Source organism: Arcicella aquatica (assembly GCF_034928825.1).
Taxonomy (GTDB): Bacteria; Bacteroidota; Bacteroidia; order Cytophagales; family Spirosomataceae; genus Arcicella; species Arcicella aquatica.
Window position 1 is genome coordinate 31,312 of sequence record NZ_JAYFUL010000015.1, and the last position, 24,627, is coordinate 55,938.

Below are 24,627 nucleotides of genomic sequence, written 5' to 3' on the forward strand. Positions count from 1 at the left end.
CTTATAACTATTTAAAACTTGACCAATCTATTATTATTACTTATTTGCCTTGCCATTGGTGTATTCCTCAGAAAACTGAAAGGTTTTTCTGAGGATGCCCCCACGGTGTTGAATACCATTATTATTTATATTTGTTTACCTGCGTTGACTTTCCTGAATACTACTGAAATTCATTTTAGTAGGAATTTATTATTACCTGTTTTGATGCCTTATATTATTTATGTTGGGTCATTCATATTTTTTAATTTACTAGCAACATTTATAAAAATAGACGATAATACCAAAGGCGCTTTAATTCTTACCGCTGGCATTAGTAGTATTTCATTTGTAGGTTTCCCGATTTTCGAAGTGCTTTTTGGGAAAGAAGGCTTACAATATGGCATATTAATGAGCCAAGCAGGCTCTTTTGTGGTGTGTGGCACTTTAGGAATTTTTACAGCATCCTATTACTCATCTTCTGCTGATTTTTCATTTGGAAGAGTAGCCATCAATATTTTTAAATTTCCTCCATTTGTAGCTTTTTGTTTAGCATTAATACTAAACCTTACAAATTATCATTTTCCTGTATGGGGACAGCAAATTTTAGATAAACTCGGCAATCCCTTTAGTTTTTTAGCATTACTTTCTATTGGCTTACAAATTAATTTTAATAAGAGCCAATTAGACTTAAAAGCGCTCTTCTTTGGGTTGTTTTATAAATTATTTATTGCTCCATTGCTAATTTTTATCATTTATATGCTCATTTTAGGAGAATATTCAGCATTGGGAAAGCTTTGTGTAATTGGGGCTACTTTAGGGTCTATGAATACTGCTACTATCATCGCAGTAACGTATAAACTCAATCCAAGCTTAGCAACCCAAATGGTAAGTATTAGTATTCCTTTATCTTTATTGAATGTGTGTATTTGGTATGGACTAATGCTATATTTTTAACCTTTAACTATTTTGCTTTAGGCTGTAAGCCGTAGGCATTAGGCAAAATGTTCACGATAAATACATATTTATTTTTGCTTATTGCTTAAAGCCTATAGCGTCTTTCAAATACTTTATATTTTACTCAGAAAACATTGCCAAGAAACAAATGCAATTTAAGCTATTTTTTGTTAAACAATTGAGCGTCAAATAATTGAAATGATAATCACTAATCACTATTTACCAATTACTACGTAAACAATTTTAATTTCCATGAAAAAACTATTTAAAAATTTAACTTTTTGGGTACTTTCTGCCATTACAGCGGGGGTATTGTTAGGGCATTTCGCACCAGAAATAGCCTTACAGCCTATTTTAGAAAAACCGATAAAATTTAGCCTGTATTTATCTGAATTTGAGATAAAAACCAGTTTTAGTGAATTGCTAAGTAGTATTTTTATCAGCATTGTGAAAATATTTATTTGTCCTATTATTTTCATCACCATCATGCTAGGCATTATTTCGATGGGAGATTTAAAAAAGGTGGGTAAAGTAGGAGCTAAATCGTTGTTGTATTTTGAAGTTGTTACGACATTAGCACTGTTTATTGGAATAATCATGGCAAATATCATTCGCCCGGGCGATGGTGTAGTTACTTCTGAAATAAAAGGAGGCGATATTTCTAAATATACTAAATCTGCCGAATCATTCAGTTGGCTAAAGTTTTTAATGGACAATGCAACGCTTCAAGTCCTTATTTTAGCCATTTTCTTGGGGGTTGTATTAAGCAACTATTCTAAGCGAAACGAGATTGTACAATTCCTTCAACCAGTTTCTAAAAAAATATTCTGGGCCTTGCACAAAGTAATGCTTTTTGCCCCTGTAGGAGCTTTTGGAGGAATGGCTTTTACCATTGCTAAATACGGTGTTCATACACTTTTACCTTTGGGTAAACTAATGGTAACAGTATATTGCACAATGGCAATTTTCATTTTTGTAGTATTGTATTTTATTTTGAGAATGTATAAAGTAAATCTCTGGAAATTTTTAAAGTATATTCGTGAAGAGTTACTGATTGTTTTAGGAACATCTTCATCAGAAGCAGCTTTACCGTCGTTGATGGAAAAACTAGAGAAAATGGGTTGTTCAAAATCAGTAGTAGGGTTAGTAGTGCCAGCGGGATATTCATTTAATTTAGATGGTACCACCATTTATTTATCAATGGCTGTACTTTTTTTAGCACAAGTATTCAATGTTCACTTAGATTTGCAACAAATTCTAACCATTATCGGAATCTTAATGGTAACCTCAAAAGGTGCTGCTGGTGTTACGGGTAGTGGTTTTATCGTACTGGCTTCTACACTCACAGCCATTAAAGTAATACCCGTAGAGGGGCTTGCTTTGTTATTGGGTGTTGATAGATTTATGTCGGAAGCAAGAGCGATTACCAACTTTATTGGAAATGGTGTAGCTACCATCTGGTTAGCCAATAATGAAAAAGAGTTTGACCGCGAACAAATGGAAAGAGTGCTTTGAGGGCAGAGTTTTGAATTGTGAGTGAGGAGTTTTTTTATAAAACGTAGTGGCAATCCCTTGCGGTTGCCGTTGTCTGCGATTATTCTACGCTTCGGCAACCGCAAGGGATTGCCGCTACTGATTATTAATTTTAAAAGAATAAATATATAAATCGACACAACAATTACGATAAATAATTATGCAAATAATTGAAAATCAATATTTAAGAGCAAGTATTAATTCGCTAGGAGCAGAGCTAGTGAGCCTATTTAATAAAGAAAATAGTGTGGAATATATGTGGGAAGCCAACCCTACTTTTTGGGGAAAGAGTTCGCCCGTATTATTCCCTATTGTAGGAGCATTAAAGAATAATCAATACATTTATCAAGGACATACCTATACGCTTCCTCGTCATGGTTTTGCTCGTGAAAAAGTATTTAAGGTTGAAACGAAAAAAGAAGATAGTATCGTTTTCCTTTTAACGGAAGATGAAGGAACCTTGAAAATATTCCCTTTTACTTTCGAGTTTCGGTTGATTTATACATTGATAGGAAAAACGCTGTCGGTGTCGTATTCCGTGACAAATACTGGAAATGACGAAATGTATTTTTCAGTAGGCGGTCACCCAGCTTTTGCTGTACCACTTTCAGATGATACTGTTTATGAAGACTATTATTTGGCATTTAATCAAACAGAAGATTTTCCACGATGGGAATTAGCCAATGGTGGATTAATCAAAAAAGAAGCGAGTACTTTCTTAGAAAACACCAATCGTTTGCCTTTGACAAAAGAATTGTTTTATCAAGATGCCCTTGTTTTCAAACACTTAGAATCAACAGAAGTAATTTTGAAGACGGATAAAGCTCCTACACAATTGAAATTCACCTTTGAAGGATTCCCCTTTTTAGGAATTTGGGCCGCCATCAATGCCGATTTTGTTTGTATAGAGCCTTGGTGTGGCATTGCTGATAGTGAAATTCATAAGCAAGAATTACCAGAAAAGGAGGGCATCGAGAAGCTATCTTCAAAAGGGAATTTCCTTCGTACTTGGACTGTGGAGGTATTCTAAAAGCATTTTTTACGGGTATTGATACTTTGTTTTGCTGGCTTGTCAGTTGAATACAACACGATTTTCTTAGCTTATCAAAAACCATTAGCGTACTTTTGCGACAGTTTTTGAAACAAACCATTTTTTGTGACACTTCATTATGACTCAAATTTCAATTAGGAAACAAGACGCCTTAGACTATCATTCAAAAGGTCGTCCGGGTAAAATTGCAGTAATTCCCACCAAAGAAACCGAAACACAGAGAGACCTTTCATTAGCTTATTCGCCGGGCGTAGCCGAGCCATGTTTGGCGATTGCGGCCAACCGTGAAGACGTTTATAAATATACTTCTAAAGGTAATTTAGTAGCTGTAATCTCAAATGGTACAGCCGTTTTAGGATTAGGTAATATTGGAGCCGAAGCCTCTAAGCCAGTGATGGAAGGTAAAGGCGTATTATTTAAAATCTTTGCAGATATTGATGTATTTGATATAGAATTGAATACAGAAGACCCAGAAGAAATAATTAGAACTGTAAAGATTCTAGAGCCAACTTTTGGAGGAGTAAACCTTGAAGACATCAAGTCGCCAGAGTGTTTTGAAATAGAGGAAAGATTGAGAAAAGACCTTAATATTCCTATCATGCACGATGACCAACACGGCACAGCCATCATCTCGGCAGCCGCTTTGTTGAATGCTTTAGAAATAGTAGGCAAGCGCATTGAAGAATGTAAATTCACGATTTCGGGTGCTGGAGCCGCTGCTTTATCGTGTGCTAAATTATATTTAGGTTTAGGAGCAAAAGTAGAAAACATATTGATGTTTGACAAAGACGGTCTGGTATCTAAACAACGTACCGACTTAAACAAATACGTACAGCCTTTTGCTACTGAACGTACTGATATTCATAATTTGGCAGAAGCAATGGTTGGGGCAGATGTATTTCTTGGCTTATCAGTCGGTAATATCGTTTCACAACAGATGATAAAAACAATGGCAAAAGATGCTATCGTTTTTGCCATGGCTAACCCAACACCAGAGATTTCTTATGAAGAAGCAGTAGCCGCTCGTGAGGATATTATCATGGCGACTGGTCGTTCAGATTATCCTAACCAAGTGAATAATGTACTGGGTTTCCCTTATATTTTCAGAGGTGCTTTGGATGTAAGAGCAACGGAAATTGACGAAACAATGAAATTGGCTGCTGCTAAAGCATTGGCTGAATTAGCCAAAAAGCCAGTGCCAGATATTGTAAACCTAGCTTACAACGAAAAGAACTTATCTTTTGGTAGAAATTATATCATTCCTAAACCTGTTGACCCACGACTGATTACTACGGTAGCACCAGCAGTAGCCAGAGCGGCGATGGAAGCGGGATTAGCACAAAAGCCGATTCTAGACTGGGATGCTTATGAATTAGAATTGAGTAAGCGTTTGGGCTTAGATAACCAATTGATGAAATACATTTTCAACAAAGCAAAACGCTCGCCTAAGCGTGTCGTATTTGCTGATGCTGAAAACTTGAAGGTATTAAAATCTGTACAACAATCGAAAGACGAAGGTATTTGCGTACCGATATTGTTGGGCGATAAGACTAAAATTAGAAGAATTATTCAAGAGAATAACCTAGATTTAAGCGAAGTACAAATCATCGATACACGTGCCCCAGAAACGATTGAAAGATTAAAAGAATATGGCGATATATTCTTTAATAAAAGAAAACGCAAAGGCTATAACCAATACGAAGCCCATAAACAGATGCAAGTACGCAGTTACTTTGCCTCGATGATGGTAGAAACTGGTGATGCCGACTGTGTGATTTCGGGTCTTACGCGTAACTATCCAGATGCTATTCGTCCTGCTTTACAAATTATTGGTCGTGAAGATGGCGTGAAGAAAGTAGCAGGTATGTATATCCTTCTTACTAAAAAAGGCCCAGTGTTTTTCTCGGATACTACGGTAAACTTCAACCCAACAGTAGAAGACATCGTAGAAATCACCGAACTAACAGCCAAGGCAGTAGAGCGTTTTAACTTAAAACCAAGAATCGCTTTATTGACTTATTCAAACTTTGGAACTGCCAATGGTGATGATGCTGTAAAAATGCGTGAAGCAACCGCTATTTTACAAAAGAAACACCCAGAGATGATTGTAGAAGGAGAGATGCAAGCGCACTTGGCTTTTGATAATGAATTGATTAAGGAAAACTATCCGTTCTCTAAATTAGCAGATGAAGGAGCCAATACTTTAATCTTCCCGAATCTATCGGCAGCGAATATTGCTTATAACTTATTAAAAGAAACTAGTGATATAGAATATATCGGACCAATCCTTTTGGGGCTTCGTAAGCCTGTTCACGTACTTCAATTAGGGTCATCTGTGAGAGAGATTGTCAACATGGTAGCTATTGCTGTTGTGGAAGCACAAGGAAAGTAATTTTTGAAAGTACAACTGATGGCATGACCTCAAGTCATGCCATCAGTAAAAATACTAATATTGATTACTAGCGATTGTTAATCGCTTTTGTATCTTTTCTCTTAATAATTTAGGCTCTAATACTTCCATTCCATCCCCAAAGCCTAATATTTCTCTTTCAAGTTCAAAATTAAGCTGAACTTTTATTTCGATAATGATTCCTTTATGGTTTCTTTCTATCACCTGCTGTGAATGATGAAGCGGTTTAGTTTCTACATAAGGAGCATGAAGATTTGATACCTGAATACGTACTCGACTGTTTCTAATATTGTGGCTAACTGTTGCACCAATCACATGATAATAATACAATTCTGGGCTATACCTTAGGTTTTCTATATAAGGAAACGCTGTATCAACTTGTAAATCTAAGATTCTATCAAGGGCCAAATTGGTAATAATGTCTTTATCATGTTTAACACCTACTGCAAACCACCTATTTTTATATTCCTTCAACCACCATACATGGAAATGAAATTGGTTCGCATCTCTAGCTTTAAAAGATTTGTAATTGATATATATCGTCTTTTTCTGGAGGATAGCTTGATAAATAGTATCTAAGTAACCCAGCCCACGCAAATTCTCATTCTTCTCAAAGTCAATTACCGACGCTCTTTTTTCTTTATTACTATAAATATGTTCTTCAAGCTTATTGACTACTTCACTTAGTTGATCGAAATGAGAAAAACCTTTAAATTGTTTTAGCATATCAAGGGCTTCATTCATCCTTGATATATCCGCACTTGTCAGAGGTGTTTTGGTAATACTAAAATTAGGGTCTTCATAAGTATAATACTTTTTATCAATCACGACAATCGGTGCTTCATAGCCCAATTTTTCGCTCCTCATCATTTGAATGTCAGCTTGGATACTTCTCCGACTAATTCCTTTGTCGATGCCCTCATATTCATAAAGGGCTTCGGATACACTTTCAATTAAATCTTCGAGTGTCCATTTTCGTTGACGATTCTGCAAACAGGTATCAATGGTTTTATAACGGATTAAGGCATTTCTATTAGTAGGCATATCAACTGAGTTTTGAATGTTGAATTGTGAGTGAGGAGTTGTCTTTGTTTGAAGACAACTTATTTTAGGCAAAGAAAAAATATTTTACTAAAAATAGAAAATAAATTTTACTACGCAAAAAGACTGCGTTGTGGTCTTGCAACTTTGTAGTGTCAATAATGAAAACAGCCTATAAGTATGAAATTTAACTGGTTTAAGAATGCTGGTACGCTCTATAAAAACTATCAAGGAGCACCAGCTTATAAAGTAAGTCCTGAAATGGAATTGTATTCTGCCTCAGTGACAAGTATGATAGAAGCTACCACTTATGAAGATGAGGATAGTAGACAAAAAAGAATTAAGGAATTGATGACTAAAGTCAGTCCCGAGTTTGTGGCAAAGCTTGCAGTGTATGTACGTCAGCAAATGTATTTACGAACAGTGCCTGTGTTACTCTCTGTTGAATTAGCAAAAATTAATCAAGGAAATAGTTTAGTTAGAAAAACCATCGAACATATCGTTGTCAGACCAGACGAAATATTGGAAGTATTAGCTTATTATCAAAAAAGCAATGTTCGTACTGGTACAAAACAACTCAATAGATTATCTAAACAAATTCAGAAAGGTTTAGCCAATGCGTTTAATAATTTCGACGAATATCAATTTGCAAAGTATAATCAGGCTAATGGAATTAAGTTGAGAGATGCTTTATTTTTAGTACATCCTAAACCAAAAGATGAGACTCAACAAGGAATATTTGATAAAATCGCTCAGAATAATTTAGCTATTCCGTACACATGGGAAACAGAACTTTCAGCTTTAGGGCAGAAGTCTTTTAATAATAAGAATGAAAGAAAAGTCGCCTTTAAACATAAATGGCAAGAACTAATTGATTCTCAGAAAGTAGGCTATATGGCTTTGATGCGTAATCTAAGAAACATACTTGAAGCTGATGTAGAAGAAATATACTTACAAAAAGTATGTACTTATTTATCAGATAGCCGAGCGGTAGCTAATTCAAAACAATTGCCATTTAGGTTTTTAGCAGCGTATAGAGAATTATCTAAAGTTAATCATGGCAATGTTCCATTAATTCTGAATGCTTTAGAGCAAGCTATCAAATACAGTGTAACTAATTTGAAAGGATTTGATAATCATGTGAAAGTGGTCATTGCTTGCGATGTTTCAGGCTCTATGCAGAAAAGTATTTCTCCTAAAAGTAAGGTTTTATTGTATGATATAGGTTTACTCTTAGGGATGATTTTGCAACCAAAATGTAAAAATATAGTAACAGGTATATTTGGTGATACTTGGAAAGTAATACAATTACCAACCCAAGGAATTTTGGCAAATGTTGATGCTTTTTATCGACGAGAAGGGGAAGTAGGCTATTCAACAAATGGCTATTTGGTCATCCAAGATTTGATTAAACGAAGATACATCGCTGATAAAATAATGATGTTTACTGATATGCAATTGTGGGATACAAAGGGCGAGAATTCTATGTCAAACTGTTGGAGACTTTACAAAAAGATAGCTCCAAATGCTAAATTATATTTATTTGATTTGGCTGGGTATGGTCAAGCACCCATCAATGTGCAAAGAGGTGATGTATTTTTAATGGCAGGTTGGTCAGATAAAATTTTTGATGTATTATCTGCTCTTGAATCTGGGGAATCAGCTTTATCGATGATAGAGAAAATAGCGCTTTAAGATATTTACAAGATGCCGTAGATGCTGAGTTACTTCGTAGCTCTGTTAACTATTAGGGAAGAAAATCCCTGCACTCAGCATAAATTTTGCTCTTGTAAAAAATACCTATAATGGTTAAATGTTATTTAGTATATAAAGACTTGAACTAAGAGTTTTGAATGCTAAATCATTTAATGAAAGATTAACACCTATATTTTGATAATAACATTAAGTGCCGTAAAAAAGAGATACTTCGGATTGGTGATTAGGTCGTGAGTTCGAGTCTCACTGTCTTTTAAATTTTAAAAGATGTAGCTCAGTTGGTAGAGCAAATTTTTCTCTTTTTGTTTTTTTGCCTTAATGTTTTGCTTATTAACTATTTTAAAAAATATCAATCAATGAACATTTTACTAGAAGAAACAATCGTCCAAGAAGATTTGAAAGCCTTGGGCGTACAATCAGAAGAAGCTTTAGCCAAGTTTTCAAGAGTAGCTAGTGGCTTAATCAATCATGGCGTATATCCCAAAGCACAAGTGCTATTGATGTTTGCCCAAATGATAGAATCACCCAAAAAATTTTCGTTTTCTAAAAATAAGCTGACTAACCTAGCACTTTATACTAAACACCTAAAGGAAATAGGTCAGGAAATCATATTGAGTGATTATGGTAAATCATTAATCGAAGCAGAGAATGCTAAACCTAAATTTGAATTGACTAAAATAGGTCGTCAAGCCAATGTAGATATTGATTTGAGGGAAGAAGCTTTAGCATATAAAATTTATGGTGCTGCTCAAATTGAACAAGGTGCATTAGACCAAATGCAAACTGCTATGAAGTTGCCAATTTCGGTAGCAGGGGCTTTAATGCCTGATGCCCATCAAGGGTATGGTTTGCCTATTGGAGGTGTATTGACCACAACTGCCAATACCATTATTCCTTATGCAGTTGGGGTTGATATTGCTTGCCGAATGTGCATGAGTATTTTTGATTTGCCAGCCAACATGATTCAAAAAGAAGATAAATTGTTGAAAAAAGTATTGACTGAAAACACATTCTTCGGAATAGGTGGGGAATCTGGAAAGAAATTTGACGACTCACTTTTTGACCGTTCAGAATGGGGAGCAATCAAAATTACCCGTGATTTAAAGGATAAAGCCTACCGACAATTGGGTACTTCTGGTACTGGAAATCACTTTGTAGAATGGGGTGTTTTAGAGATTTTGGCAGAAGACGATTTAATGAATCTGCCTAAAGGTTCGTACTTAACCTTGCTTTCGCATTCTGGTTCACGTGGTTTAGGAGGGAATATTGCGAATCATTATTCAAAAATTGCCATGGATAAAACTCGTTTGCCTAAAGAAGCCAAGCATTTGGCTTGGTTGGATATGAATACCGACGAAGGACAAGAATATTGGTTAGCAATGAATTTAGCGGGAGATTACGCCTCGGCGAATCACCATGAAATTCATGATAAAATTGCGAGAGCCATGAATCAAACGCCTTTAAAACGCATTGAAAACCACCATAATTTTGCTTGGAAGGAACAACTAGGAGATGGTACTGAGGTGATGGTTCATCGAAAAGGAGCAACGCCAGCAGGAGCTAACGATTTAGGCATTATTCCTGCTTCGATGACACAGCCAGGGTTTGTAATTCGTGGCAAAGGCATTGATGCAGGCATTAATTCGGCTGCACACGGTGCAGGACGAAGGATGTCGCGTACCAAAGCATTACGAATGATTACCAAAAGCGACCTAAGAGAAGCCCTTGATAAAGCAGGTGTACAACTGATTGGCGCAGATTTAGATGAAGCTCCACAAGCTTATAAAGACATCAATAAAGTAATGGCGTCGCAGGAAGAATTAGTACATGTATTAGCCAGATTTTCTCCTAAAATTGTAAGAATGGCAGATGGGAGAGAGAAAGCAGAGGATTAATCAAACGCTTGGTGGGAGGTTCTTATCAAGCGTTTTTGTTACCGCTTTTCTACTTGCATTGAGAGGTAAATAGAAGGTTTGATAAAATTGGATTTTAATCAAGCAAGAAGATGCTTGAACGTTCAGAGAACGTTTTTATCATTCATTCGATTTGACCTTCGGAACAAATCGAATAGCGTAGTGTCCTGTTTCTGATGTTATAGCCATTTTTTTGAATTTTGGGAAAGTGAGAAATTACCAATAAGGTGGCTTAGAGCAATCAGCTCTGATCTCTATAATAGCATTCATCTGCCTATCTATCAGCTAATTAAAATGGAACCGATAACTATAAACATATTTTATTAAACGATAATTTTTTCAAAACAAACAAGCGATTAATTAGGTTTTAAAGGCTATTTGAAGGGAATATGATAAAAAATAAACATTTAACCCGTCTTTAAATTTTTGAATTTTAAAATACAGACATGAGTTTGCAAAGAAAAAATAAAGTAGTACTTTAGAAAAATAGAAATTAGGTATGAACAATATAAAAAATACTATCAAACTTTCGCTTATTAGCGAGTTGTGCGATATTATTTTGAGCAACCTTCATTAGTAACAAAAAACCAAAAATATGGGACGTCTCTATTACGAAAAAAAATATGATCCGACACAACCAAAAGCATTTGCTGGGGAAGGACAAGGCTTCAGTGACCACCTTGATAAGGTTGCTCGATTAATACCAAGCGAAATTATTGCAGGGTATCTAACAATGATTGGATTTGTTGGTTCTGTAAAAAATATTCAAGTTCAAAATGTGATTGCTTGGATTGTTTTTGCTATTGGACTTATTCTGACACCAATATACCTAAACAATGTTGCTGAAGCAGACAAACCAAAACGTAATCACTTGATTCTATCAACGGTTGCGTTTATTGTTTGGGCTTATGTTACCACAGGAAAACAATTACTACAGACAATATCGCCAGATATATTTGACCAAGCTGTAGCTTCAATTGTACTCGTTGCTTTTAGCTTAATTAGTGCTGCCATACCCTTAAATAAATAGTTATGCAATTCTTTTTAGACTTTATTAGAGAAAATCAAAAATTAAATAGCCTTTTTAATACTGTAGCCGAATATCAAGGACATCAGGGAACAGTAATTCGTTTTTCCGACAATTTTTTATCTCTCTATTCAATCACAAAAAAAATTCCCCCGAATGATATTCCGCATATCTTCTATACCTACGAAAGATTTTTTAGATATGGCTATGATTTTCCATTCATGTTTGATATGCCTTTTTGGGGAAGTACAGAGTTTACAGACTCATCGCAAATTGGCTTTTCTGAAATTAATAATTTCAGAAAATTAATTCCAGAAAATATTGAAAGAGCGTTTTTTAGCCCATTCGAGGTAATCATTAGTGTATTCAATGACGCAAGGATTGAACTGTTTGAAGAGCTTGTAGGCGAATATCGTAATGATGAAAATTTTAGAGTATTAATTGAAAGAAGGAGTAGAAATACATTTTTAAACTCTCAAAGCAAACATATTCCTCTAGTCGGAGGTATTAGCATCAGCGAGGATAATGAAAAGAGATATGGAACGTTAGGCGGGTTCTTAAAAGACAAAGACGGAAATGTATTTGGCGTAACGTGTTCTCATGTTGCTTCGTTGCAAAATCAATCAGTTTTTCAACCTGCAAAATATGATTCCAAAAGTAATAACAGAGACATTGGTAAGGTATTGCTTTCAAGCAATTTGAACTTTTGCGACCCTCAAGCACCTTGTAGTCCAGATAGCAGTAAAGGCAATATGGATGTAACGCTAATTCAAGTAAAAAAAGATGAACTTTGCGAATTTGCTGTTCATGAACTCGGCAAAATAAATAAGCTAAAGGAATTTAAGGACATAAATCAAGGGATGAAAGTTGAGTTTAATGGACGGACCACTAATGAAAGAAAGCAACTAACAGTTGGCGGATTGTGTGTTTCATATAAAATAGCATATGAACAAGGCTCTGTTTCTAAATATGCTTGCTTTACTAATCTGATTGAGTTGAGGAGCATTCCAATTAAACTTTTGGGTACAAATTATTATATTCAAGATTCACCTGTTAGAGCTGGTGATTCAGGTGCTTGGATATGTTCAAACGATTCACAGGGATATTCATGGTGTGGGATGCTTATAAGTGGTGACGCAGACAGAGGTTATTTTTTATCATCAGAACACATTGTAAAATGGCTCGACAATTCGGGATACGCATTCGATATATAACATCGCACAACATGGGGAAAACTTATGAAACCAGATTTTCCGCCGTTGATTTCTATGATAAAAACAAGGAAAAATTAACGGAATTTTCATATTTTTTCTTTCTTTGTACAACTGATATTACACGGTGGATTAATTTGTTTTTAACCGCATTTAAAATTGACAATTTTGATTTGCCTTTTGCTAATTTTTTTTCGTAATATTCTTTGAGCTGTTTATCATATTTGACTGCTGATAAAGCTGCCATTTGTAAGACAGATTTGAGTTTCATATTGGCTAATTTAGACACTTTTGTTTTGCCCCTTAAACTGGTCGTAGGTTGTTTCCTACGACTCAAAATGTTAAAGAGCGTCACGCTCGCACAATGTATGAGGGATAAATATTTATTTTGCCTTGAAACAATTTAATATTTACAATAAGCCCTTTCAAGCGTGACGCTCTTCATTGTTTTAGGTCTTAGGAAAAACCTAAGACCAGTTTGATTTGCCCTTCGGAACAAATGAAAGAGCATGAAAACGTATTAAGTCAAAAATTCTTTCGGTGATTTTCCAGTAAATTTCTTAAAGGAACGATTGAAAGTGGCTTTTGAATTAAAACCACAGTCAAAGGCTATACCCAAAAGAGTAATATTTTTATTTTCAGGCAACAGGACTCTTTTTTGAAACTCTTTTACTCTGTATTCATTCACAAAATCATTGAAATTCTTTCCAAAGGCATTATTCACTACACCCGAAAGCACAGAGATATTAGTTTTAAGTCGAATGGCAATATCAGAAAGCGTGAGTTCAGGCTGTAAATACAGTTGATCATCATGCATTAATGTTAATATTTTTGTTTTCCATTGGCTTAACTCATCTTCATCAAATTTCTCTTTTTGTGGATTTTCCAATATTGTGTTCTCTGCTTCTTTGAAGACTAAATTTTTGGTTGGTTGAGCTTGTGCATAACCCGTAATTGAAATGTAATATATCAATATCACACCTATTAAATTATCCCACCAATCCTGCTGAAAATCTAATTTGAAATTACTAATCACTACCAATTTAATCAATGACACTACCCAATCTAAGAGTAGTACAATCAATAGATTACGAAACCATTTAAAACTAACAGCCTCTATATCTGAAAACTGGGTTTTTGTCCACAATCTATACTGATTGTAAAGTTTAAATGCTCTATACACATAATAAGCAGTCAGCATAATGCTTATCAGTAGTTCAAGATGACCGATTCCCCAAGCACTGTGATAATTTTTCTCAAAATACTGAACAAAATCTTTCCCCATTGAAAAAATCACGATACGATATAAGGTATCTATCAAGAAGGGTAAGAAATGAAAAACATCCTTTAAAGTAAAACGGAAATCCTTGTCTATTTGGCTTTTAAAATAAAAGTAACAAAGTGGAGGAAAAGCAAGACCAAATGTTCTTGGAAGAAAATTTAGTTCTTGCCATAGGATTTCAATGCCCGAAAAACCCAGCATATACTCCCAGATATTAAAAGCCATTCCTATCAATACCAAACCAAATAGGTAGTCGGAAAGACGGTTGTTTTGATAGGCTCTTTTCCAAAAAAGAAAAGCATAAATCCACGCTTGAATAAAACCAAACCAAAGCGGAACAGAATAATTTGACCAGTAGATTTGCATCTTGGAAGAATATTATGAAATAAAGGTATTATTGGGCATTCTAAACAATGAAATCAAATTAAGCGTAAAATGTTTTATTTGAGCCACTTTTTAGCAATGAGATGGTCTAGTCCAAAATGTCCAGAACCCATCACTATGGCGTATAAAGAAATCCAGAGAAAACCCATAGCTGGTAACATTTCCCAGACTTCACCTCCCCATTTTTGAAAGAAAATTGCTACTAACATCGTACACATTACCATAAAGCCTGCTACACGGGTAAATAAACCAATAACTAACAAAGCACCCCCAAATGTTTCAGCGAGTACCGCAGCCCATGCAAAAAATGTAGGGAATGGAAAACCAAATTTAGCAACATCTTGGATAAACCAATCTGGACAAGGGAACTTACTTCCACCAAAATTTATGGCTAAAAAATAACAGCCAACAATGCGTGGCAAAGCCAATAACAGGTCAGTGTACCAAGCAGATGTATAAACAGGAGTGATGATTTTTGAGAATAATGTTTTCATGATTTTGATTTTTTTTAATTAATTATGTAAAATATAACAATGAGTTTGTAAGGGCTTCTTTACAAAATAGCTTGAGTAAATCCACGAATTTTTTATTGTAATGAAACGGTATAATCGTCTTTGCTTCCTTCAATAGTTAGTAGAAGTTTCTCTGTGAATTTTACGCTTCTGTCCCAATACTTATCACTGCACTGATATATTTTTGTACCCAGTGGAAGAAATACATATTTACCTTTTGCCTTACCTAAAGAGGTTGAAAAACCTATTTGCTTATCGTTTCCCCAAGGTAATTCATAACGTACATGAGCCATCGAAGGAAACCATGATGCACCTTTTATCTTGACACCCACCAATTTAATGCCCATTTTCTTGGCTATACTTTCTATTGAATTTTCGTCTTTCTCTTTTTCATTATTCTTCTGAGTCATTTCAGCCCGAGCAAAGTCTAAATACTGTTCACGAGTAATTTCATAGTTTTGATTGATGAAAAAGACTTTCCCATCATCTTTCTGAGTTACTACACAGAATAATTCTTTCTTACCATTTTTTTCTTGATAAACATAAACAGGTGAAGGCAAATTGACAGCGTGCGAAGCCAGTGCATTTAAGCCATAACCATAGCCTCCAGTAATTTTTTGTAATTGTGTGTTGTAACTACTAAAGCCAATCAGTCTATTTTTAAGAGAAGGATTTTTGATAGTAAAGCTTACACGAGAAGGTTCTGTTTGGGCTTGTCCGATGAAAGTGATTAAAAGCGAACAAATGAAAAAAAGTGTTTTGAGTTGCGTTTTCATTTTAGAGAGTTTTTTGGAGGTTTTTACCTCGTTTAATTGATGGGTCAAAGTTTGCCCATCAAAAACACTAAAACGCCTTAAAAAATGATTTAGAACGTCTTGAATGATGATTTGAGACGTTCTTGATATTGTGGGAAGCCCCTCTAAGCTAAAAAATAGAGAGTTTACAGTTCATTAAATGCAGGTATTCATGGGTTAGAATATGATTTTAGTGTTTCGTCTTGTTATAAGACAGAATTATTAAAATTGATTGGTGTAATTAATTGAAAGTTAAGTGTTTGTAGATTTGTGAAAGTGTTTATTGATTTATTTGTATCAATCACTTATTTTTAGAAAAACTCGCAAATATGCTTATATTTATGAGTTAGCGGCCATCATATTTGTACAGACTAACATTAAAAAATAAACAAACTCATGCTTGGACTAATAGTTGAACTTATAATTTCTTGGCTATTGCTATGGATATTTTTCAAAAAGGGTTTGTTGGTTTTGGGAATTGTTCCAACACAAAGCACACTTTTTAATCTTTTCTTTGGTATTTTAATAGCCGCTGTTTGTGGTACACTTTATTATTTATCCTTCGTTTTTTTTATAGATAACAAGTGGACACTTAATAATGAATTTACAAGGCAAAAATTATTAGCCAGTTCATGGTGGACACTAAATTCGGTGCTATATGAGGAATTAATTTTCAGAGGTGCTTTGCTTTATATACTTATTAAAAAATTTGGCGTCAGGACTGCTTGCATAACTTCTGCAATATGCTTTGGTATTTATCATTGGTTTACGTCTGGAGCATTGGGAAATCCTTTACAAATGACTATTATTTTCATAATGACAGGAATTTGGGGAGCTATGTTCGCAATGGCGTTTGCAAGGACAAAATCTCTGTATTTGCCAATTGGACTTCATTTCGGATGGAACTTTGTAAGTACAATTATCTTTTCGAATGGACCTTTAGGAAAACAGCTTTTGGTTATTAGTGGAGGACAGAAATTGGGTGGAATTTTATCTGCAGTTGTCTTTATTTTCCAACTTTTTGCTGTTCCAGTAGTTACCTATTGGTACCTCAATTTGCTATCAAAAAAGCAAAATAACGCTATTGAAATAGAAACAACAACCGCCAAAATTGGTATTGACAATAGTGGGGCTTGACGGAATTCTAATTCCGCACCGTCGGCAATACCTGCTAGTTGTAGGCAATTCGGACAAAATATTGGAAAACTAAGCCGTGTCAAACGTAAATATTGCAAATTAATTTTAAATAAATACGCTATGTCAATCAATGTTAATGCTATAAAATACGGGATATTATTTTTATTGCTTTTCTCATTGCAATCAAAAGCTCAAAGTGTTAAACTTTTTAATCACATTTCAAATGAAGTATATACACTACACTCCAAAGTATTAAATCAAGACAGGCAATTCTATATTCATGTTCCAGAACAAGATTCAACAAAGCCCAATAAGGCTTTGCCTGTGTTATATTTATTGGATGGAGAAAACCATTTTCATATACTATCCTCATATATTAATTACCTAAGCCATTTTAAAATATTCCCTCAAGTAATAGTGGTAGGCATTATTAATATTGACAGGAAAAAAGATCTTACCCCTTCGCATAGTACAAAGACTTACGATGGAAAGGAGGACACTACCTTAAAACCAAGTGGCGGTAATGAGCAATTTCTTCAATTCATAGAAACAGAATTAATGCCTCATATTGAAATAAATTACAAAACGACATCCTATAAAATATTGGCGGGGCATTCTTTCGGGGGTATTGCAACCATAAATTGTATGCTCACACATCCTGATATGTTTAATGCGTATATAGCCGTAAGTCCCTCTTTTTGGTGGGACAATAATTATATGCTAAAACTTACAGAAGCTAAATTAGCAAAATTGTCATCTCTCAAAAAGCGTTTTTTTTACAGTGATGGAAACGAAGGAACTTTCTTTCATACAGATTTATTAAAATTTGATAGTTTGATTACAAATAGAAAACTGAAAGGACTAGAATATATGTATAAAAACTACCCCGAAGAAACCCATATGACAGAACCAATAGTTGCGTACTTTGATGCATTAAGGTTTATTTTACGAGATTAGAAAGAGGCTTTTCCGCCGTTATTTTTGTTTGTTCACCAACAACACCTACGACTAGTTGTAGAGCCTAGTACTAGTGATAGATATTGGCACAAAGAACCTCTTTTTTGTCGCTTTTAGACCTTGTTTATTGAGTGTTAAAGGGTAGGTTTGTATATAAAGAATTTAAACATAAAAACTATGGCACTCATCAATCCACACATTAACTTTAACGGAAATGCCGAAGAAGCTTTTAATTTTTACAAATCAGTATTTGGCGGAGAATTCGCAAAAATTGTGCGTTTCAAAGACCTTGCTAGTCCTGAATTTGCAGTCCCAGAAAATGAAGCAAACAAAATAATGCACATTGCTTTGCCGATTGGTAAAAACGTTCTAATGGCTAATGATGTCCCGGAAATTATGGGACGAACAAACGAAAATGAACACAGAAGTAAAATTTCAATCAGTGCAGAAAGCAAAGAAGAAGCCGACAAATTATTTAACGGACTTTCAGTAGGTGGACAAATTGAAATGCCTATTGCCGACAGTCCTTGGGGTTCATACTTTGGTATGTTTAGAGACAAATACGGAATTGAATGGATGATAGATTTTGACCCAAATTATGAAGGACAAATTTAACCGAAGAAAAACAAGCGAATGCCTAATAACCTAACAAAAGCTTTGCATAAGACTGGAAGGAGGAATAAAAATCGGCTGTTGTACTACTCCTCATCTTGGCAAATGTAGTGATTTTCACTACATTTGCTAAGAAGCAGAACTTTTTCAGTCATTGTAAAATACCACTCTAAAAATTTATAGGAAATGGAAAATATACCAACCTTATATGAATGGGCGGGTGATATGGAAACCTTTGAGACCTTGTTTTCGAAATTTTATGATAAAGTTTTAAAGGACGACTTACTCAGCGAAGTTTTTAAAAATATGTCATCAGAACATATCAAACATGTTTCTCATTTTGTTGCAGAAGTTTTTGGTGGAGACAAATTATACACAATTGAGGACGGTGGAAGCCATGCTGAAATGATTGGAAAACATATAGGCAAAATGCTTACAGAAAATAAACGCCAACGTTGGGTTCAACTTCTGTTGCAAACGGCCGATGAAGTTGGACTAAAAAGTGACCCTGAATTTCGCTCTGCTTTCGTGGGTTACATTGAATGGGGAACCAGACTAGCAGTTATCAATTCTCAATTGACCAATAATCCATTAGACACAAGCGAACCAATGCCTAAATGGGGCTGGGGAGAAACAGGCGGGCCATATAACCCAAATAATAATTAAATAAAAGCGAAATACCACAATCTGCTAAGATTATATTGGCAAAAGTTTGCGCCGTTATTGATGTTTGTTTCGGGGGCAAGACCAATAACATGTGTGTAAGGAACGTACAAATTATCAAAACTATATTTCTATATCAAAAAGAGATATTTTGTTTCATCGAAGAAAAAAATAGTTTCATTTGAACGAGCGAGCGGACGCTCTTTTTAATTTGAGTCGTAGGAGAGCCTACGACTAGTTATAGTTATCCCAAAGCACTCGACAAATTGAAGGAACTTTGTGAAAAATAGCAATTTAAAGAATATCTTAAAAATACTACAAAGAAATAAACACAGTCTATATGTAACTCATGGCATGACTCAAAGTCATGCCATGAGTTGAGTTATAAAGAAATCTATAATCAATCCTCAGCACCTTCAAACTCACCCCTTTTACACCTTTCAACTCCCAAACACAATTTACTGCCAGAAAAATGTTAATTTTGTAATTATATTTTTACATTACAGTCATGACAGTACAACAAAACAATATAGAAATTCTTTCATCAAATCACTCACTTCCCACAATGGAGACCTTTTATACGCTTCAAGGCGAAGGTTTTCACCAAGGTAGAGCAGCCTATTTTATTCGTCTGGGCGGATGTGATGTGGGTTGCCATTGGTGCGATGTAAAAGACTCTTGGGATATTAACGCACATCCAAAATTAAGTATTAGTCAAATCGTTGAAGAAGCCTCCGCTCATGCTGGTCGTTTGGCAGTGATTACTGGTGGAGAACCTTTGATGCACAATTTAGATGAATTGACCGGCGCTTTGCATCAAGCAGGATTTGAAACCAATATAGAAACATCAGGTGTTTGTCAACAAGTAACGGGTGCTTGGGATTGGATTTGTTTTTCTCCTAAAAAATTCAAATCGCCTAATCCTGATATTTATCCGAAAGCACATGAATTGAAAGTTATTATTTTCAATCAATCAGACTTTGAATGGGCTGAGAGCTTTGCTGCCTTGGTTTCTCCTGATTGTATGCTTTATCTTCAACCAGAATGGAGTAGAATGGAACAGATGCTTCCACAGATTATTGAATACATCAAGAACAATCCGAAGTGGAGAATTTCGTTACAAGTACATAAATTTATGGATATTCCTTAGTGGATACTTGGTTAATAGCGCATAACAATTGACTAGTTTCTTACTAAATTGTAAAACAAATTCTTTTGCGCTATTAAACTTGCCATACATGAGAAGTATATTGTTATTCGTTATCTTGATTACTTATATTTTCCAGTCTAAAGGTCAGAATACACTTTCTTCGACTAATAAAAAAGCAGTTGATGCCTATCAAAAAGGCTTAAATGCATTACAAAATAGGGATATCGAAACGGCTTTCAACGAATTTGAAGAAGCCATTGAAAAAGATAATTTATTTGCAGAACCCTATTTCCATTTAGGCAAGCTGTATGAACAAAACAGGCAGTTTGGTAATGCTATTTTACATTACGAAAAAGCCATCAATGCCCAAGAGAAAACCAGTGTTAGTGAAATTGCTTCGCAACAAGTAGGGATGCTGTATTTAAAAAAGGGCGAATATCAGAAAGCCTTGGTTTATCTTGAAAAAGGACTTCCTGCTGTTTCTCTTTCTAATAAAAAACGTTATTCAGCACGGCTCGAAAGTTGTAAGTTTGCCATCAAAGCAATTGAAAACCCTTTGAAAATCTCTCCGATAGAACTGCCCAAAACAGTCAATCGTTTTGAATCCCAATATTTTCCAGTACTCTCTGCCGACCGTGAAACACTTATTTTTACTGGTCAAGAAGAAAAAGATGAAAACCTGTACCAATCAGTTTTCAAAGACAGCACATGGTCTGTTCCTACATCCATTTCTGATAAAATAAATACGCTTCAAAACGAGGGTACCGCCTCTATTTCGGCTGATGGTAGAATCTTAGTCTTTACCTCTTGCGGAGGACGAAAAGGCTACGGAAGTTGCGATTTGTTTATTTCTTATAAACAGGGGGATGATTGGTCACCTCCTCAAAATTTAGGCACTAATATCAATTCTGGTGAATGGGAATCACAACCATCTTTATCGGCTGATGGGCGTACGCTTTATTTTGTATCTGATAGAAAGGGAAGTATTGGCAAGCGTGATATTTGGGTTAGTCAATTAGATTCCACTAATAACTGGGCAAAAGCAGTAAATCTTGGCAATACCATCAATACCATAGAAGACGACCTTTCCCCATTTATCCATGCCAATGGCAAAACGTTGTTTTTCTCCTCAGAAGGTCATGTCGGTTTGGGAGGACTGGATTTATTTTTCTCTGAAAATCAGGAAGGGAAGTGGAGTACGCCAGAGAACCTAGGATTTCCCTTAAATACCCATGAAGACCAAGTAGCTTTATTTATTACCTCAGATAGTAAAAAAGCCTATTATTCTTTAGAGCAAAATCAAGATAATAAATATCGTAGGGCAAAAATTGTAGAAATCATTTTGCCCGAAAGCTTGCAGACTAGATTTAAACCTACTTTTTTCTTGAAAGGAATCGTTTCAGATGCCAAGACTCAGCAAGCCTTAGCCGCAGATATTGAATTGGTATCGTTAAAAGACAAGCAAAAGATGGGCTTGTTTACCTCAGATAATAAAACGGGTAATTATACTTTTGTACTTATTGCTGGAATAGAATATGCTATTTTCGTCAATAAAAAAGGCTATTTTTTTAAAAGTATTAATGTAGATTTATCACAACAAATCAGTACGGATAAGGTGCTAAATATCTCGCTTGAGCCTATTCAAAAGAATGCGAAAGAGATCCTAAATAATATCTTTTTTGATACGGGCAAATGGGAATTACACCCAGAGTCGATGATAGAATTGGATAAACTGATTATTTTGCTGAATGAAAATAAAGAATTGCCGATAGAGGTTTCTGGACATACGGATGATGTTGGGAAGGATGCTGAAAACTTGGTGCTTTCTCAGAAAAGAGCTAATGCTGTCAGAACTTATCTTATTCAAAAGGGCATTAACTCTACCATGATTAAAGCGGAGGGTTATGGAAAAAACAAACCGCTTTTACCCAATAGTTCTGCCGATAATAGAAAGCTAAACAGAAGAATTGAAATTAAGTTTTTGTAAACCATGAATATCAAAGAGGCTATCCCTGAACGCTTTTCAAGAGAAATATTTACGAAAATTATAGACTGGATTGATGGAAAACCTGAAAGGTTTGATGAGTTGATGGTAGTTTTTTTTGAAGGAGATAGTAGAAAAAATCAACATACTGCCAATATCATGTCGGATTGCATTCATCGCTGGCCTTTTCTGCTTACGCCTTATATCGAAAAAATGCTATTGAATCTAGAGCAAGACAATTTACACGATGCCATCAAACGCAATACTGTTAGGGTTTTACAAGATATTGCTATCCCAGAAGAACTACATGGATTAGCGGTTGATACTTGTTTCAAATACCTAAGTAATCATGACGAAGCCATTGCTATCAGAGTATTCTCTATGACGATTCTATTCAATTTAAGCAAATTGTATCCCGAACTAAAAAGTGAATTAAAGTTTCTCATTGAAGAACAATTACCTTATCAATCACCCGCCTTTAAAAATCGAGCGAATAAGATTTTAAAAGCCTTATAAGAGGTATATCATTTATTTTATACCTCCCAAACGGTTGCTCCTGTTACCAATTCTAATCCATTCTGGTTAACCATTTTGTGTATAAAACCTTCTGTTCCTCGCTGACTTTGGGTGATGATTTTATCGCCAAAGAGACTCTCATTCTTGAAAATAATCTCAAAGGTTTTCAGCACGCCATCGTTTAATACATTGGTAGGGACACTTTCCATCAGCCATTCCACATAGCGATTGTTATTAGCGTGTTGGTTTGAATCAATATCATGCCAGCGAATATCAAATGATCTTTGGGTTTCAATGCAAGTTAAAGGCAAAATTTTCCCAGAAACCTTTTGTACTGGTTTTTCGCTAGCACAAATAGGAGTGATGGCACGCATCCAGTCGGGTACTGAAGTAATTCTACGACGTGCAATGTCAATCAAGCCAAATAGCGCATTGGCACGAATAATCTCTATGCCGTTGGCATCATATACTTTGAAATCACGGTAATAAAAGTATTTATCAATTTCTTGTACATACGTTTTTACAGTAACCGTTTCGTCATAAGAGGGCAATTTTTCAATCCAGATTTTTAAGCGAGACAATACCCAAGTAATATTATGTTGGGCCGTTAGTTCCGGGGCTGATACGTTGGCATCTACTGAATGTCGCCAAGCCATTTCTTGAAAAAGTCCATTTAATGCAGGGATGGTAAGATTGCTATGTGCATCTACTTCGGTAATTCTAATACGATATGATTCTGTAATAAACTCCAATTTTCAAAGTGGTTAATTCGGTTGTAAGTAAAGTAATCAATACAATTTAAGCAAGGTTTTGTTTGTAGTAAACAACTGATAATTAGTAGTTTAAAATGCTGCCTCGACGGCGGGTCGTTCTCCAATCACTATTTGCTAATCATAATCACTACTTTAAAAAGAAAAAAACTTCCAGAAAACAGTTCTATAAACCGTTTTTCTGGAAGTTTCTATAATTGATAAATGCTGTAAAAATTACTGGAAATGTAACTAAGCAAAATAACATTAAATTTAATTTCCAGTTTTTTGTTCTTTCAAGAATTTCTGTCTAGAAATCCCCTCAGAAGGAGCATCTTCATATGCTTTTTTATACTCAGTCTTTTTTAAATCTCCGTTTTTGATAGACTTGATAAAGTTTGCCCATGCAAAAGGATTAGTCAAAGACATTAAAGGACTTTGAACAAAGCTTCTATTGGCTGCTGCGTAGGTCATTTGGTCAGAGAAATTCTTGAAGTTCCCAGCACCACTCAAGCCAGCCCTAAGGGCTAGTACATTCAATTTAGATTGTTCAAGGTTTTTAGCTAATGCTCTTCTTCCTGCTTCATTATCTAACTTCATATCTAGAAAAGCCTTCTTAAATTCATCCTCAGTACCGTATGGATAAATTTTTACTTCCGCCAACATTCTTGACTCTTCAGTCATGAAAATAGTAGCTACCTGCGTTTGCTCGTTGGTTCTAGGAATGATATAATACTTCTTTTTATAACCCACATAAGTAAATACCACACTATCGCCAGGATATACATACAATGAAAAATTACCAAAATCGTCTGTCAAAGTCCCTCTCCCAGATTGCGGGTTGAAAACATAAGCATTAGGCAAAAAATCAGAACTACGGTCAGCAACAACTCTACCCGAGAAAATCACGGATTTATCCTGTCCTTGTCCAAAGCTTGAGTATTGAGATAGACAAATAAGTAAAGTAACAATTAATATGTATTTAAATCTTAGTAACATCGTTTCACTTTCAGATGATGAATTTTTATGTAAACTTACTCAATATAACGCTT

The 24,627-nt window shown here is 35.1% G+C and carries 22 protein-coding genes; 15 read left to right on the plus strand and 7 right to left on the minus strand.

Annotated features, from left to right (window positions below; translation table 11 throughout):
* Positions 1-18: 18 nt before the first annotated feature.
* The 4 genes from VB264_RS11035 (at position 19) to VB264_RS11050 (ending at position 5,909) form a co-directional block, all read left to right on the plus strand.
* Positions 19-933 (plus strand): AEC family transporter, encoded by a 915-nt coding sequence (locus VB264_RS11035; RefSeq protein ID WP_323249318.1) that lies wholly within the window; start codon positions 19-21, stop codon positions 931-933.
* A 252-nt stretch (positions 934-1,185) separates the two neighbouring features.
* Positions 1,186-2,448 (plus strand): cation:dicarboxylate symporter family transporter, encoded by a 1,263-nt coding sequence (locus VB264_RS11040; protein WP_323249320.1) that lies wholly within the window; start codon positions 1,186-1,188, stop codon positions 2,446-2,448.
* Between the two features lie 178 nt (positions 2,449-2,626).
* Positions 2,627-3,496 (plus strand): aldose 1-epimerase family protein, encoded by an 870-nt coding sequence (locus VB264_RS11045; protein ID WP_323249322.1) that lies wholly within the window; start codon positions 2,627-2,629, stop codon positions 3,494-3,496.
* 139 nt (positions 3,497-3,635) lie between these two features.
* The gene (locus VB264_RS11050) at positions 3,636-5,909 is read left to right on the plus strand and encodes an NADP-dependent malic enzyme (protein ID WP_323249323.1); all 2,274 of its coding nucleotides are present in this window, start codon (positions 3,636-3,638) and stop codon (positions 5,907-5,909) included.
* Between the two features lie 54 nt (positions 5,910-5,963).
* On the opposite strand, the gene VB264_RS11055 is transcribed toward VB264_RS11050, so the two are convergent.
* A complete protein-coding gene (locus VB264_RS11055; RefSeq protein ID WP_323249325.1) occupies positions 5,964-6,971 on the minus strand; it encodes a helix-turn-helix transcriptional regulator in 1,008 nt (335 codons plus the stop codon).
* Positions 6,972-7,148: 177 nt separating this feature from the next.
* On the opposite strand from VB264_RS11055, the gene VB264_RS11060 reads away from it, so the two are divergent.
* The 4 genes from VB264_RS11060 to VB264_RS11075 all read left to right on the plus strand — a co-directional run bounded on the left by VB264_RS11060 (position 7,149) and on the right by VB264_RS11075 (position 12,838).
* On the plus strand, positions 7,149-8,663 hold the full coding sequence (locus VB264_RS11060; RefSeq protein ID WP_323249326.1) for a TROVE domain-containing protein: 1,515 nt from the start codon (positions 7,149-7,151) through the stop codon (positions 8,661-8,663).
* Between the two features lie 377 nt (positions 8,664-9,040).
* Positions 9,041-10,579: an RtcB family protein gene (locus VB264_RS11065; protein ID WP_323249328.1), complete on the plus strand. Its 1,539-nt coding sequence runs from the start codon at positions 9,041-9,043 to the stop codon at positions 10,577-10,579.
* A gap of 613 nt (positions 10,580-11,192) precedes the next feature.
* The gene (locus VB264_RS11070; RefSeq protein WP_323249330.1) at positions 11,193-11,627 is read left to right on the plus strand and encodes a hypothetical protein; all 435 of its coding nucleotides are present in this window, start codon (positions 11,193-11,195) and stop codon (positions 11,625-11,627) included.
* A gap of 2 nt (positions 11,628-11,629) precedes the next feature.
* Positions 11,630-12,838, plus strand: a complete 1,209-nt coding sequence (locus VB264_RS11075) for a hypothetical protein (protein ID WP_323249332.1) — start codon at positions 11,630-11,632, stop codon at positions 12,836-12,838.
* Between the two features lie 52 nt (positions 12,839-12,890).
* Here VB264_RS11075 and VB264_RS11080 read toward each other — a convergent pair whose 3' ends face one another.
* The 4 genes from VB264_RS11080 to VB264_RS11095 all read right to left on the minus strand — a co-directional run bounded on the left by VB264_RS11080 (position 12,891) and on the right by VB264_RS11095 (position 15,789).
* Positions 12,891-13,082: a hypothetical protein gene (locus VB264_RS11080; protein ID WP_323249334.1), complete on the minus strand. Its 192-nt coding sequence runs from the start codon at positions 13,080-13,082 to the stop codon at positions 12,891-12,893.
* Positions 13,083-13,355: 273 nt separating this feature from the next.
* Positions 13,356-14,483: a helix-turn-helix domain-containing protein gene (locus VB264_RS11085; protein ID WP_323249336.1), complete on the minus strand. Its 1,128-nt coding sequence runs from the start codon at positions 14,481-14,483 to the stop codon at positions 13,356-13,358.
* 74 nt (positions 14,484-14,557) lie between these two features.
* Positions 14,558-14,995 carry a DoxX family protein gene (locus VB264_RS11090; protein WP_323249339.1) on the minus strand — a complete coding sequence of 146 codons (438 nt, stop codon included), beginning with the start codon at positions 14,993-14,995 and terminating at the stop codon, positions 14,558-14,560.
* 92 nt (positions 14,996-15,087) lie between these two features.
* On the minus strand, positions 15,088-15,789 hold the full coding sequence (locus VB264_RS11095; protein WP_323249340.1) for a hypothetical protein: 702 nt from the start codon (positions 15,787-15,789) through the stop codon (positions 15,088-15,090).
* Positions 15,790-16,203: 414 nt separating this feature from the next.
* Here VB264_RS11095 and VB264_RS11100 point away from each other — a divergent pair, with 414 nt between their 5' ends.
* The 7 genes from VB264_RS11100 to VB264_RS11130 all read left to right on the plus strand — a co-directional run bounded on the left by VB264_RS11100 (position 16,204) and on the right by VB264_RS11130 (position 22,826).
* Entirely contained in the window at positions 16,204-16,944 is a 741-nt protein-coding gene (locus VB264_RS11100; RefSeq protein ID WP_323249342.1) for a CPBP family intramembrane glutamic endopeptidase, read from the plus strand.
* Between the two features lie 120 nt (positions 16,945-17,064).
* On the plus strand, positions 17,065-17,901 hold the full coding sequence (locus VB264_RS11105; protein ID WP_323249344.1) for an alpha/beta hydrolase: 837 nt from the start codon (positions 17,065-17,067) through the stop codon (positions 17,899-17,901).
* A 177-nt stretch (positions 17,902-18,078) separates the two neighbouring features.
* Entirely contained in the window at positions 18,079-18,516 is a 438-nt protein-coding gene (locus VB264_RS11110) for a VOC family protein (protein WP_323249346.1), read from the plus strand.
* Between the two features lie 183 nt (positions 18,517-18,699).
* Positions 18,700-19,179 (plus strand): group II truncated hemoglobin, encoded by a 480-nt coding sequence (locus VB264_RS11115; RefSeq protein ID WP_323249348.1) that lies wholly within the window; start codon positions 18,700-18,702, stop codon positions 19,177-19,179.
* A 562-nt stretch (positions 19,180-19,741) separates the two neighbouring features.
* Positions 19,742-20,326, plus strand: coding sequence for a 7-carboxy-7-deazaguanine synthase QueE (locus VB264_RS11120; RefSeq protein ID WP_407654652.1), 585 nt, complete (start codon positions 19,742-19,744; stop codon positions 20,324-20,326).
* An 88-nt stretch (positions 20,327-20,414) separates the two neighbouring features.
* Positions 20,415-22,313, plus strand: coding sequence for an OmpA family protein (locus tag VB264_RS11125; RefSeq protein ID WP_323249352.1), 1,899 nt, complete (start codon positions 20,415-20,417; stop codon positions 22,311-22,313).
* A gap of 3 nt (positions 22,314-22,316) precedes the next feature.
* Complete coding sequence (locus tag VB264_RS11130) at positions 22,317-22,826, plus strand: hypothetical protein (protein WP_323249354.1); 510 nt, start codon at positions 22,317-22,319, stop codon at positions 22,824-22,826.
* Positions 22,827-22,843: 17 nt separating this feature from the next.
* Here the strand turns inward: VB264_RS11130 and VB264_RS11135 are convergent, their stop codons facing one another.
* Both VB264_RS11135 and VB264_RS11140 read right to left on the minus strand, forming a co-directional pair.
* Positions 22,844-23,578: an acyl-[acyl-carrier-protein] thioesterase gene (locus VB264_RS11135; protein WP_323249356.1), complete on the minus strand. Its 735-nt coding sequence runs from the start codon at positions 23,576-23,578 to the stop codon at positions 22,844-22,846.
* A gap of 270 nt (positions 23,579-23,848) precedes the next feature.
* Entirely contained in the window at positions 23,849-24,574 is a 726-nt protein-coding gene (locus tag VB264_RS11140; protein ID WP_323249359.1) for a carboxypeptidase-like regulatory domain-containing protein, read from the minus strand.
* Positions 24,575-24,627 lie beyond the last annotated feature (53 nt).